This is a genomic window from Micromonospora halotolerans, from assembly GCF_032108445.1.
Taxonomy (GTDB): Bacteria; Actinomycetota; Actinomycetes; order Mycobacteriales; family Micromonosporaceae; genus Micromonospora; species Micromonospora halotolerans.
This window is the reverse complement of sequence record NZ_CP134876.1, coordinates 1,484,863-1,496,888: the sequence shown is the minus strand read 5'-3', so window position 1 is coordinate 1,496,888 and position 12,026 is coordinate 1,484,863. Positions and strand designations below refer to the sequence as shown.

At 73.2% G+C, this 12,026-nt stretch carries 12 protein-coding genes; 7 read left to right on the top strand and 5 right to left on the bottom strand.

Annotated elements, in window-relative coordinates; all coding sequences use genetic code 11:
• The first annotated feature begins 18 nt into the window (after positions 1–18).
• The 6 genes from RMN56_RS06865 (at position 19) to RMN56_RS06840 (ending at position 6,574) form a co-directional block, all read left to right on the top strand.
• Positions 19–957: a hypothetical protein gene (locus tag RMN56_RS06865; protein ID WP_313722989.1), complete on the top strand. Its 939-nt coding sequence runs from the start codon at positions 19–21 to the stop codon at positions 955–957.
• Between the two features lie 77 nt (positions 958–1,034).
• Entirely contained in the window at positions 1,035–3,542 is a 2,508-nt protein-coding gene (locus RMN56_RS06860) for a bifunctional FO biosynthesis protein CofGH (RefSeq protein WP_313722988.1), read from the top strand.
• A 153-nt stretch (positions 3,543–3,695) separates the two neighbouring features.
• Entirely contained in the window at positions 3,696–3,977 is a 282-nt protein-coding gene (locus tag RMN56_RS06855; RefSeq protein ID WP_313722987.1) for a hypothetical protein, read from the top strand.
• 91 nt (positions 3,978–4,068) lie between these two features.
• Positions 4,069–5,466, top strand: a complete 1,398-nt coding sequence (locus tag RMN56_RS06850) for a DUF4331 domain-containing protein (RefSeq protein ID WP_313722986.1) — start codon at positions 4,069–4,071, stop codon at positions 5,464–5,466.
• A gap of 13 nt (positions 5,467–5,479) precedes the next feature.
• Complete coding sequence (locus tag RMN56_RS06845; RefSeq protein WP_313722985.1) at positions 5,480–5,821, top strand: phospholipase; 342 nt, start codon at positions 5,480–5,482, stop codon at positions 5,819–5,821.
• 492 nt (positions 5,822–6,313) lie between these two features.
• Positions 6,314–6,574: a WhiB family transcriptional regulator gene (locus RMN56_RS06840; RefSeq protein ID WP_013284161.1), complete on the top strand. Its 261-nt coding sequence runs from the start codon at positions 6,314–6,316 to the stop codon at positions 6,572–6,574.
• 102 nt (positions 6,575–6,676) lie between these two features.
• Here RMN56_RS06840 and RMN56_RS06835 read toward each other — a convergent pair whose 3' ends face one another.
• The gene (locus tag RMN56_RS06835; protein ID WP_091260118.1) at positions 6,677–7,126 is read right to left on the bottom strand and encodes a metallopeptidase family protein; all 450 of its coding nucleotides are present in this window, start codon (positions 7,124–7,126) and stop codon (positions 6,677–6,679) included.
• A gap of 153 nt (positions 7,127–7,279) precedes the next feature.
• Between RMN56_RS06835 and RMN56_RS06830 the strand changes: the two genes are divergently transcribed.
• Positions 7,280–7,651, top strand: a complete 372-nt coding sequence (locus tag RMN56_RS06830; RefSeq protein ID WP_313722984.1) for a DUF3499 domain-containing protein — start codon at positions 7,280–7,282, stop codon at positions 7,649–7,651.
• Positions 7,652–7,777: 126 nt separating this feature from the next.
• Here the strand turns inward: RMN56_RS06830 and RMN56_RS06825 are convergent, their stop codons facing one another.
• The 4 genes from RMN56_RS06825 to RMN56_RS06810 all read right to left on the bottom strand — a co-directional run bounded on the left by RMN56_RS06825 (position 7,778) and on the right by RMN56_RS06810 (position 11,883).
• Entirely contained in the window at positions 7,778–9,154 is a 1,377-nt protein-coding gene (locus RMN56_RS06825; protein ID WP_313722983.1) for an NAD(P)/FAD-dependent oxidoreductase, read from the bottom strand.
• On the bottom strand, positions 9,154–9,891 hold the full coding sequence (locus RMN56_RS06820) for a pyridoxamine 5'-phosphate oxidase family protein (protein ID WP_313722982.1): 738 nt from the start codon (positions 9,889–9,891) through the stop codon (positions 9,154–9,156). Before RMN56_RS06820 ends, RMN56_RS06825 begins: the two co-directional genes overlap by 1 nt.
• A complete protein-coding gene (locus RMN56_RS06815) occupies positions 9,876–11,222 on the bottom strand; it encodes an aspartate aminotransferase family protein (RefSeq protein ID WP_313722981.1) in 1,347 nt (448 codons plus the stop codon). Before RMN56_RS06815 ends, RMN56_RS06820 begins: the two co-directional genes overlap by 16 nt.
• 148 nt (positions 11,223–11,370) lie before the next feature.
• Positions 11,371–11,883, bottom strand: coding sequence for an Lrp/AsnC family transcriptional regulator (locus RMN56_RS06810; protein ID WP_151464013.1), 513 nt, complete (start codon positions 11,881–11,883; stop codon positions 11,371–11,373).
• Positions 11,884–12,026: the final 143 nt, after the last annotated feature.

Sequence of the window (12,026 nt, the reverse complement as noted above, 5' to 3'; positions counted from 1 at the left end):
CGTCCCCTGGGGGAGTCCGTGACCAGCCCCGCCGAGCCCGTGTCCGGCGACACCACGCAGGCCAGCCAGTTGACCAAGCCGCTGCGCGAACTGGCCGCGCTCGTCCTGCTCGGCGCGAACGCCGTGCTGCTCTTCGTCGGCCTGCTGCGCCTCCTGGTGCCGGTCGACGACTACAGCACGTTCAGCGGCCGGGCCGGGAGCACCTTCTTCGCCTTCATCGGCCTGGAGTCGACGGTCCTGCCGGTGCTGGCCGTGCTGCTCGCCACCCACGTCCGCCCGGTGCTGCCGAAGGCGAAGCTGATCACCCAGGTCGCGCTGGTCGAGTACGCGGTCGCCGCGGTGTTCGGCGCGCTGACCCTCCTGATCTGGCTGGTCGGCCGGCTCGCCGACGGCGAGGTGCTGGACGCCTTCCTCGGCCTGCTCACCCGGCTGGCCTGGCTGGCCGTGTTCGCGATCGCCGCGTTCGTGGTCTTCAAGATCTGGCGGACCCTCTACTACGTCCCGAAGCCGAAACCGCAGCCCGGTGTCTACGGCCAGGCGCAGCCCGGCTGGCCGCAGCAGCCCGGCCACCCCGGCGGCTACCCCGCCCCGGGCGGGTACCCCGGCGGGCCGCAGCAGCCGGGCGGCTACCCGCAGCCCGGCCCGTACGGCCCGGCGCAGCCCGCGCCGCCGTTCAACACCGCCCCGCCGCACGCGCCACAGTCGAGCCCGCCGCCCGGGGCCCCGCAGTCGAGCCCGCCGTTCGGCGCTCCGCAGTCGGGTCCGCCGTTCGGCGGCCCGCAGTCCGCGCCTCCGTACGGCGGTGCCCCGCACACGGCGCCGCCCTTCGGCCAGCCGCCGTCGGCCGACCCGACCCAGGCGATCCCGCGCCAGCCGGCCGACCCCGGCCAGCCGGCCCCGCCGGACGGTGACCGCACGCAGCGCTTCGACCGGGAGGACCCGAACTTCCCGCGCTGAGCCGCTTTCCCGGCCACCCGCCCGCCTCCTCGTCGGGGGCGGGCGGGTCCGGACCGGCCAGCGCATAGGCTGAGCGGATGGATGATCGCACCGAGCCCGTGCCGACCGAGGCGAGCGTCCGGCGGGCCCTGGGCCGGGCCGCCACCGGCCGGGCGCTGGACGTGGCCGAGGCGAGCCCGCTGCTCACGGCGCGCGGCACGGCCCTGGACGAGCTGCTCCGGATCGCCGGGGAGATCCGCGACGCCGGGCTGCGGGAGGCCGGCCGCCCGGGCGTCGTCACCTTCTCCAAGAAGGTCTTCATCCCGCTGACCCGGCTGTGCCGGGACCGCTGCCACTACTGCACCTTCGCCACGGTGCCGCACCGGCTGCCCGCCGCGTACCTGGAGAAGGACGAGGTCCTCGCCATCGCCCGGGAGGGCGCCGCCCAGGGCTGCAAGGAGGCCCTGTTCACCCTGGGCGACCGCCCCGAGGAGCGCTGGCCGGCGGCCCGCCGGTGGCTGGACGAGCGGGGCTACGACTCCACCCTCGACTACCTGCGCGCCTGCGCCGTGGCGGTGCTGGAGGAGACCGGGCTGCTGCCGCACCTCAACCCGGGCGTGCTGTCCTGGTCGGAGTTGCAGCGGCTCAAGCCGGTCGCGCCGAGCATGGGCATGATGCTGGAGACCACCGCCACCCGGCTCTGGTCGGAGCCCGGCGGCCCGCACTACGGCTCGCCGGACAAGGAGCCGGCGGTGCGGCTGCGGGTGCTCGACGACGCCGGCCGGGTCGGCGTGCCGTTCACCACCGGCCTGCTGATCGGCATCGGGGAGACCCGGGCCGAGCGGGTCGACGCGCTCTTCGCCATCCGCCGGGCGCACCGGGAGTACGGCCACCTCCAGGAGGTGATCGTGCAGAACTTCCGCGCCAAGCCGGACACCGCCATGCGCGGGATGCCCGACGCGGAGCTGCACGACCTCGCGGCCACGGTGGCGGTGGCGCGGGTGCTGCTCGGCCCGAAGGCCCGGATCCAGGCCCCGCCCAACCTCATCGAGGGCGAGTACGACCTGCTGCTGCGCGCCGGCATCGACGACTGGGGCGGCGTCTCGCCGGTCACCCCGGACCACGTCAACCCCGAGCGCCCCTGGCCGCACCTGGACGAGTTGGCCCGGCGCACCGGGCAGGCCGGCTTCACCCTGCGCGAGCGCCTGACCGTCTACCCGGAGTACGTCCGGGCCGGCGATCCGTGGCTCGACCCGCGCCTGCTGCCGCACGTCACCGCCCTGGCCGACCCGGAGACCGGGCTGGCCGTCGAGGCGGCCCTGCCGGTGGGCCGGCCGTGGCAGGAGCCGGAGGAGGTGTTCGGCGGCCGGACCGACCTGCACGTCACCATCGACACCACCGGGCGGACCGGGGACCGGCGCGGCGACTTCGACGACGTCTACGGCGACTGGTCGGAGGTGGCCGCGAGGGTGGCCGTGCCGGTCGCCGTGGCGAGCGACCCCGACCTGCGTGCCGGTCTGCGGCTGGCCGCCGACGATCCGGCCGCGCTGTTGGAACCGGCGCACGAGGCGAAGGCGCTGGCGCTGTTCGGCGCGGACGGGCCGGCGCTGGACGAGCTGTGCCGGATCGCCGACGACGTGCGGCGGGCCGCGGTCGGCGACGACGTCACCTACGTGGTCAACCGCAACATCAACTTCACCAACGTCTGCTACGTGGGCTGCCGGTTCTGCGCCTTCGCGCAGCGGGAGAGCGACGCCGACGCGTTCCGGCTCTCCGTGGCGCAGGTCGCCGACCGGGCCGAGGAGGCGTGGGCGGCCGGCGCCACCGAGGTCTGCCTCCAGGGCGGCATCGACCCGAAGCTGCCGGTCACCGGCTACGCCGACATCGTCCGGGCGATCAAGGCACGGGTGCCGGGGATGCACGTCCACGCGTTCTCCCCGATGGAGATCGTCACCGCCGCCGCCAAGGCCGGCGTGCCCGTGAAGGAGTGGCTGCTTCAGCTCCGCGAGGCCGGCCTGGACACCATCCCGGGCACCGCCGCCGAGATCCTCGACGACGAGGTGCGCTGGGTGCTCACGAAGGGCAAACTGCCGGCCGCCGCCTGGGTCGAGGTGGTCGGCACGGCCCACGAGCTGGGCATCCGGTCCAGCTCCACCATGATGTACGGCCACGTCGACCACCCGGGCCAGTGGCTGGCCCACTTCCGGGTGCTGGCCGGCCTGCAGGACCGCACGGGCGGCTTCACCGAGTTCGTGGCGCTGCCGTTCGTGCACACCAACGCGCCGATCTACCTGGCCGGCATCGCCCGGCCCGGCCCGACCTGGCGGGAGAACCGGGTCGTGCACGCGATGGCGCGGCTGCTGCTGCACGGCCGCATCGCCAACATCCAGTGCTCCTGGGTGAAACTCGGCGACGCCGGCACGGTCGCCATGCTCCAGGGTGGCTGCAACGACCTGGGCGGCACCCTCATGGAGGAGACCATCTCCCGGATGGCCGGCTCGGGCAACGGCTCGGCCCGCACCGAGGAGCAGCTCCGGGGGATCGCGGCGGCGGCGGGCCGACCGGTCCGCAAGCGGACGACCGCGTACGGTCACGTCGGCGCGTAGCGTCGAACCTTTCCCCGCCGCCGGCCGTACCAGTGGATGCCGGCGGCGGTTGCGGCGAGGACCGCCGCCGGCATCCCCGAGCCCGGGGCACCCGGCGGCGTCCGGGCCCCGGTCCAGCGTGGGCGCTACGGCGCCGGCCCGGAAAGGTTGCCCATGACCACTGATGAGCCGAAGCGGCGGCCCTGGCCGCGACTGACCCGCCGGCAGACGTTGACCGCCGCCGCGAGCGCCACCCTGGGCGCCGCCGCACTCACCGTGCCGGGCCTGTCCGCCGCGCAGAACGCGCCCTCCGCGGGCCGGCGTGACGAGCCGATCGTGGTCCACCTCCGCGACGCGGCCACCGGCGCGCTGGACGTCTTCGTCGGCACGACCCGGATCCAGGTACGCGACCGCGGCCTGGCCGACCGCCTGGTCCGCGCCGCCGCCCGGCGCTGACCGCCCCCCGCGCCCCCGGCGCGGCCCTCCCGGCGCGGGCTCCCGGCGCCGGTACCGACTTCCGTTACCCCCGACGAAGGTGTGGTCCGCCATGTCCTCTCACCGTGAGGCCCCGGAGATAGCCAAGGATCCGGTCGCCGACAGCTCCGACCTGTACGCGTTCGTCAGCCCGAGCCAGCCCGACACGGTCACGTTGATCGCCAACTACGTGCCGGTGCAGCTCCCCTCCGGCGGCCCCAACTTCTTCGAGTTCGGCGACGACGTCCGGTACGAGATTCACGTCGACAACGACGGCGACGGAAATCCCGACGTCACCTATCGTTTCGAATTCACGACGGAGATCACGAATCCGAACAGCTTTCTTTACAACACCGGGCCGATCGAGTCGCTGGACAGCAAGAACTGGAACCGGCGCCAGTTCTACCGGTTGACCCGGATCGCCGACGGCCGGGAGCGCGTGCTGGCGCACAAGTTGCCCTGCCCGCCGTGCAACGTGGGACCGCTGTCCACGCCCGGATACCAGGACCTGGTGCGGCAGGCGACGTTCCGGCTGTCGACGGGGGAGAAGGTCTTCGCCGGCCAGCGGGCCGACGGCTTCTTCGTCGACCTGGGCGCCATCTTCGACCTCGGCACGCTGCGCCCCTTTCAGCAGCTGCACGTGGCCGGCAAGAAGCTGTTCAAGACCGAGGGTGAGCCGGTCAACGCGCTGGACCGGTTGAACGTGCACAGCATCGCCGTGCAGGTCCCGCTCGCCAAGGTCCGGCGCAAGGCCAGCCGGTACGGCTACGCCGACCGCGCCTCGACCATCGGCGTCTGGACGACGGCCTCCCGCCAGCAGGTCCGTGTCCTCGGCGACCGGGCCGCCGCGGACACGGCCGCCGGCCCCTTCACTCAGGTCTCCCGGCTGGGCAACCCACTGTTCAACGAGGTCGTCGTGCCGATGTCCAAGAAGGACCTGTGGAACACGCTGCCGCCCGCCGAGGACAAGCGGTTCGCCCAGTTCGTCGAGCATCCCGAGCTGGCCGCGCTCCTGCCCGCGCTCTACCCGGGCGTCTTCCCCAGCCTGGACGCGCTGAACAAGTCGAAGAAGCCGCGTGCCGACCTGGTGGCGATCCTGCTCACCGGCGTGCCGGCCGGGCTGATCGACGGTTTCGCCAACACGACCGGGGACCTGCAGGCCGACATGCTGCGGCTGAACACGGCGATCCGGCCGAGCCCCAAGCCGGACCGGTTCGGGGTGCTCGGCGGTGACCTGGCGGGCTTCCCGAACGGCCGGCGGGTGGGTGACGACGTGGTGACCATCGCGCTGCGGGCCATCGCCGGGCTGACCGTGCCGCTGGTCGACAAGACGTTCAAGCCGGACGCGGCGGCGACCGCCGTGACCCCGGGCCTGAGCGCCGCCGACGTGACCGCGCCGTTCCTGGGCGATTTCCCGTTCCTCGGCACGCCGTACGACGGGTTCAACAACCCGCCGGCGAAGAAGTCCTGAGCGGGGAGGGCACGTGCACGGCCAGCAGCACATCCTCGGCCCCTCGGAGAGCGGCAGCGTCGTGCTCGACCTGGGCGGCGACTCCGGCGCACTGATCATCCACACCGGACGGGAGCTGCACGGCCGCGAGATCGAGATCAGCCGCGCCGACCGGGACGAGCCGCGCACGCACTCGGCCGTACGGGAGCGGCACGTCCGCGACGGGCTGTTCCACAGCGCCGTCTACCCGGACCTGCCGGCCGGTCTCTATACCGTCTGGTGGGACGACACCACCCCCGCCGGCGCGATCTCGGTCACCGGCGGCGTGATCGCCGAATTCGTCTGGCCGGCCAGCTCACCGCCGGGAGTGGACTGACCATCCACGCTGCCGCACGGCCGCGCCCCGTCCACATGGTGGACGGGGCGCGGTCGGCGTCTGCGGCCTCAACGGGCGGTACCGTTCGGGTCGGGTTAACCTTGTGCCCCACAAATGCTGATCTTGGACGGTGTCACGACGACCGCCCGGGCGCGGCCCGCCGGAAGCCTCCACCGGGGGCCGCCGGGGGTGTCCACACGGGTGCGCCACGGCAGAAAACTTGGGGCAACTCGCCGGGGAGGGCGTTACTCGTCCGGGGTCTGAATCGATAGGGCAGGTTGCGAGGGTCGGGCGGCCACCACGCCGTCCGGAACGTGTCGGGAGGGCGACTCCATTATCAAGTTTGGCTTGACGGCGCACGCATTACACGCGTGTAATTTGAATGGGGTTGTTCGCGCGGAACGCAACAAATTGTGACCGGACGAACAAGCACGCCTTTCGCGTGGGGGGTTGCAGCGGCGATGACGCCGGTGCGCGACAAGGAGGCAATGGATGGACGGCCAGCTCGAGGTGGCCGACCTGCTCGGAAACGCGCCGGAGTGGCAGGAGCGGGCGCTGTGCTCGCAGACCGACCCGGAGGCGTTTTTTCCCGAGAAGGGCGGCTCGACCCGCGAGGCGAAGCGCATCTGCTCGCGGTGTGAAGTGAAGACGGAGTGTCTCGAATACGCGCTCGGCCACGACGAGCGGTTCGGGATCTGGGGTGGGCTCTCCGAGCGGGAGCGGCGCAAGCTCAAGCGGCGGGTAGCCGCCTGACGCGCGTACCGGACCGGGTGGTGGGGGCCGCCCGGGGTCCGGGGTCGACGACCCGGCCGGCGGGGGCCGGCCGGGACGCGGCGACGGTCGGCGGGTGCCGGCTCAGGCCAGTTCGTCGGGGTCGACGCCGAGCAGGTTCGCCACCTGCTCGATGATCACGTCGTGCACGAGGTCCGCGAGGTCCTCGCGGTCCATGGCGCGGAACTCCAGCGGCCGCCGGTAGAGCACGATCCGCGGCGGCACCTCCTGGCGGCCCGGGCGACCGGGCAGCAGGCGGGCGAGCGGCACCTCGCCGTCCTCCAGCACGTCCGAGTCGTAGACGTTCAGGTCCGGCGGGACGTCCTCGACGGCGAACTCGACCCCGGCCAGCTCCTTGGCGAAGCGGCGTTCGAGCGTCTCCACCGTGTCCAGCACCAGGTCGTCGAAGACCTCGGCCTTGGTCCGGGCCAGCGGCACGGTGGCCGGCACCAGCCGCCCCCGCAGGCCCCGCCCGTGGCGGTCGCGGTGGGTGCGCCGGCCGGAGCCGGGGCGGCGGTTTTCCGGGCTCGTCATGACGCACAGGGTAGCCCGCGCACCCGGGCCGCCCGCCGTCGCGCCGCCGGCCCGGCGCGCCGAGCGGCCGATCGGACGAATGTGATCACCATGACGGGCGTGTCGCAACGCGAAGCGGTGCGCCGCACCCGGTAATGGAGATACCCTGCCGCCGTGAGGTCACCACGGCGCTGCTCCCGTAACGGCTGCCCCCGGCAAGCGGTCGCCACATTGACCTATGTCTACAACGAGTCCACGGCCGTGGTGGGCCCCCTCGCCGCGTTCGCCGAGCCGCACACGTACGACCTGTGCGAGCCGCACGCCCGCAACCTGACCGCCCCGCGTGGCTGGGACGTGGTGCGTCACGAGGGCGAGTTCGAGCCCCCGCCGCCCACCACGGACGACCTGGTCGCCCTGGCCGAGGCCGTCCGCGAGGCCGCCCGCCCGGCACCCCCACGCCCACCGTCGGACGACAACCACCAGACCCCCCAGCCCCACCAACAGGGCCGCCGCGGCCACCTCCGCGTAATCCCCCCGAACCACTGACGGCCCGCACCGACCGCGCCTCCCGGCGTTGATCAAGAAGTTTGCGTCAAAATCCGCCCCGCACCTGACCAAAACCCCTTGATCAACCACCCCGACGGCCGCCGCGAGGTGGAGGTGGTGGGGTGGTTAGTGGCCCAGGAGGTGGGAGAAGGCCTTCGCTCGGCGGGAGGGGCGGTTGGTGCGTCGTTCCGCTTCGTCCGCCGAGAACATGACCTTCAGGCCGGCGTTGACCGCGAGCCAGCGCAGGGGTTCCGGTTCCCATCGCGGGGAGCGGTGGTTGACCCAGGGGAGGGCGGTCAGGTCGGTCTGCTCGCCGCGGATCAGGTCGGCCAGGGTACGGCCGGCCAGGTTGCTCGTGCCGACGCCGTCGCCGACGTAGCCGCCCGCCCAGCCGAGCCCGGTCGACCGGTCCAGCCCCACCGAGGCGGCCCAGTCCCGGGCCACGCCGAGCGGCCCGCCCCAGGTGTGCGTCACCGGCACGTCCGGGCCCAGCACCGGGAAGAGTTCGCCGAGCACGCGGCGCAGCGCCGCGAAGACCCGCGGCTCGCGGTCGAAGTCGGGGCGGACCCGGGAGCCGTAGTGGTAGGGGGCGCCCCGCCCACCGAAGGCGAGCCGGCCGTCGGCGGTGCGCTGGCCGTAGATGATGACGTGCCGGTAGTCGGAGAACGTCTCCCGCTCGGCCAGCCCGATCTCCGCCCAGGTCGCCGCGGGCAGCGGTTCGGTGGCCACCATGAGCGAGTAGACCGGCGCGACGGCCCGCCGCTGGCCGGGCAGGGCCGGCGTGAAGCCCTCGGTCGCCCGGACCACCACCGGTGCGCGGACCACGCCGGCCGGGGTCACCGCCGCCCCGGGCCGCAGCGCGGTCACCGGGGTCCGCTCGAAGACGCGTACGCCTCGGCGTTCCACCGCCGCGGCCAGGCCCCGGACCAGCTTCGCCGGGTGCACGGCGGCGCAGTGCGGCGTGTACGTGCCGCCGCGTACCCCGTCGGCGTGGCAGCGGGCGGCGGCCTCGGCGGCGTCGAGCAGCACCAGGTCGGCGTCGTCGAGCCCGTGCTCGCGGGCTTCCGCGACGGCGGCCCGGGCCCGGCCGAGCTGCACGTCGGTGCGGGCCAGCACCACGGTGCCGCCGGCCGTCCAGTCGCAGTCGATGCCCTCGGCGGCGACCACCCGGCCGACCTCGCGGACCGTGGAGTGCATGGCCCGCTGCATGGCGAGCGCCCGGTCGCGGCCGTGCCGCCGGGCCAGCGCCGGCAGGGAGGTGGGGAACAGGGCGGAGCACCAGCCGCCGTTGCGGCCGGAGGCGCCGTACCCGGCGATCTCCTTCTCCAGCACCACGATCCGCAGCGTCGGGTCGGCCGCGGCGAGGTAGTACGCGGTCCACAGCCCGGTGTATCCGGCGCCCACGATCACCACGTCGGCGTCGGTGTCGCCGGGCAGGCCGGGGCGCGGCGTCAGCGGCTCGGTCACGCTGGACAGCCAGTACGACAGCTCCTGGTAGCGCATCACCACTCCGGTGGGGGGAGGTCGTGGCGCAGCCGCGGGTCGGGCTGCGGGGTGCCGTACGTCTCGACGACCGGCACCACCCCGGCCCAGACCGGCCGGTCGAGGTCGTCCTCGGGGTCGTCGGGCGGGCCGGAGCTGACCTTCACCGAGCACTCGTCCAGCGGCAGGGCGAGCACCAGCGTGGCGGCCAGTTCCTTCGCCGAGGGCGGCCGGATCTCGGACCAGCGGCCGGGGAGCAGGTGCTCGGAGAGGCGGTGCAGCGCGGCCGCCTTCGCCTCGCCGTGCAGCGGGGTGAGGGTGCCGAGCACCATGGCACAGCGGTAGTTCATCGAGGACTCGAAGGCGCTGCGGGCCAGCACCAGGCCGTCGAGCAGGGTGACCGTGAGGCAGGCCGGCGCGCCGCCGGCGAGGTGCCGGAACAGCCGGCTGCCGGTGGAGCCGTGCACGAGCACCCGCTCCCCGTCCCGCGCGTACGCCACCGGCAGGGCGTACGGCTGGCCGCCGTCGGCGACGGCCACGTGCGCGACCCGGCCGGCGTCGAGGACGGCGTGCAGCGCGGCCCGGTCGTGGACGGCCAGGTCGGGCAGCCGGCGTACCCGGGTCCGGTCGGTGGCACCGACGCCGGTCGGCGCGGTCCGGTCCCCGGTGTCGCCGGCGGGAGGCCCGACGGGACGGGGCCGGCTCCCGGTGTCCCGGGAACCGGCCCCGTCCGGGCCGCCGGTCAGAGGCGCGACCATGCCTCGGTCAGCACGGCGCGCAGGATCTGCTCGATCTCGTCGAACTGCTGCTGCTGGGCGATCAGCGGCGGGGCGAGCTGCACCACGGGGTCGCCCCGGTCGTCGGCGCGGCAGTAGAGCCCGGCCCGGAAGAGCGCGGTGGAGAGGAAGCCGCGCAGCAACCGCTCGGACTCGGCCTCGTCGAACGTCTCCCGGGTGGTCTTGTCCTTGACCAGCTCGATGCCGTAGAAGTAGCCGTCGCCCCGGACGTCGCCGACGATCGGCAGGTCGTTGAGCTTCTCCAGGGTGGACCGGAAGGCGCCCTCGTTGGCCCGGACGTGGCCGATGAGGTCCTCGCGGGCGAAGACCTCCAGGTTGGCCAGGGCCACCGCGCAGGAGACCGGGTGGCCACCGAAGGTCACCCCGTGCGCGAACATGCCGGTCTCGGTGAGGAACGGCTCCATCAGCCGCTCGCTGGCGATCATCGCGCCGAGTGGGGCGTAGCCCGAGGTGATGCCCTTGGCGGTGGTGATGATGTCCGGCTGGTAGCCGTACCGGACGGCGCCGAAGTACTCGCCGAGCCGGCCCCAGGAGCAGATCACCTCGTCGCTGACCAGCAGCACGTCGTACGCGTCGCAGATCTCCCGGACCCGCTCGAAGTAGCCGGGCGGCGGCGGGAAGCAGCCGCCGGAGTTCTGCACCGGCTCCAGGAAGACGGCGGCGACGGTGTCCGGCCCCTCCCGCTCGATGGCCCGGCCGATCTCCTCGGCGGCCCAGCGGCCGAACGCCTCGGGGTCGTCGCCGTGCTCGGGCGCCCGGTAGAAGTTGGTGTTCGGCACCTTGATGCCGCCGGGCACCAGCGGCTCGAAGTCGCTCTTGATGCCGGGCAGGCCGGTGATCGACAGGGCGCCCATCGAGGTGCCGTGGTAGGCGATGTAGCGACTGACCACCTTGTACTTGTTCGGCTGGCCGGTGCGCTTGAAGTAGGCCCGGGCCAGCTTCCACGCCGCCTCGACGGCCTCCGAGCCGCCGGTGGTGAAGAAGACCCGGTTCAGGTCGCCGGGGGCCAGCGCGGCGACCTTCTCGGCCAGCTCGACGGCCTTGGGGTGGGCGTACGACCACAGTGGGAAGTAGGCCAGTTCGCCGGCCTGCTTGGCGGCCGCCTCGGCCAGCTCGGTCCGGCCGTGGCCGGCGTTGACGACGAAGAGCCCGGCGAGTCCGTCCAGGTAGCGGCGGCCCTGCGAGTCCCAGACGTACGCGCCCTCGCCGCGCACGATGGTCGGGACCTCGCCGTCGGAGTAGCTGGCCATCCGGGTGAAGTGCATCCAGAGGTGGTCGGTGGCGTTGGCCATGTCAGCCCCATCGGGTCTCGGGCCGGTCAGGGGGGACACCGGCCGCTCTGCCCACGGTTATCCCACAGCCAATGCCGATAACGCAAGCGTCAGGGGCGAACGGCAACGGATTCAGCGTGCGGCGTTTGTCACGGCAACGGAATCCGTATCAGGCCGTTCCCCAGCTGTAGGTCTGCTTGCGCAGCTTGAGGTAGACGAACGCCTCCGTGGAGACGACGCCCGGCACGCCGCGCAGCTTCTGGAGGATCTCCAGCAGGTGCTCGTCGTTGCGGCAGACCACCTCGGCCAGCAGGTCGAACGACCCCGCGGTGATCACCACGTAGTCGATCTCCTCGAACTCGGCCAGCCGGTCGGCGACGCTCTCCAGGTCGCCGTCGGTCCGCAGGCCGATCATGGCCTGGCGGGGAAAGCCGAGCTGGAGCGGATCGGTCACCGCCACGATCTGCATGACCCCGGCGTCGAGCAGGCGCTGCACCCGCTGCCGCACGGCCGCCTCGGAGAGGCCCACCGCCTTGCCGATGGTCGCGTACGGGCGCCGCCCATCCTCCTGGAGCTGCTCGATGATCTGCTTGGCCACGTCGTCGAGCAGAGCGTGACTCGCGCCTTCACGCACGGTCACGCGACGGCTGCCGTTGCCGTTCTCCAGTTGCCGGTTGGCCATCGTCCGCTCCCCATGTCCGAATCCTCGTGCTGAGCGTAGTGCCCCGGCGCAGTCTGGCGTATTTCGTGGTCCTTCGCTATTCCGGCAACGGAATCCCTTGTAAGGGAGGTCACCTCATGTCAGGATCAGTCGTCCATCGCCAC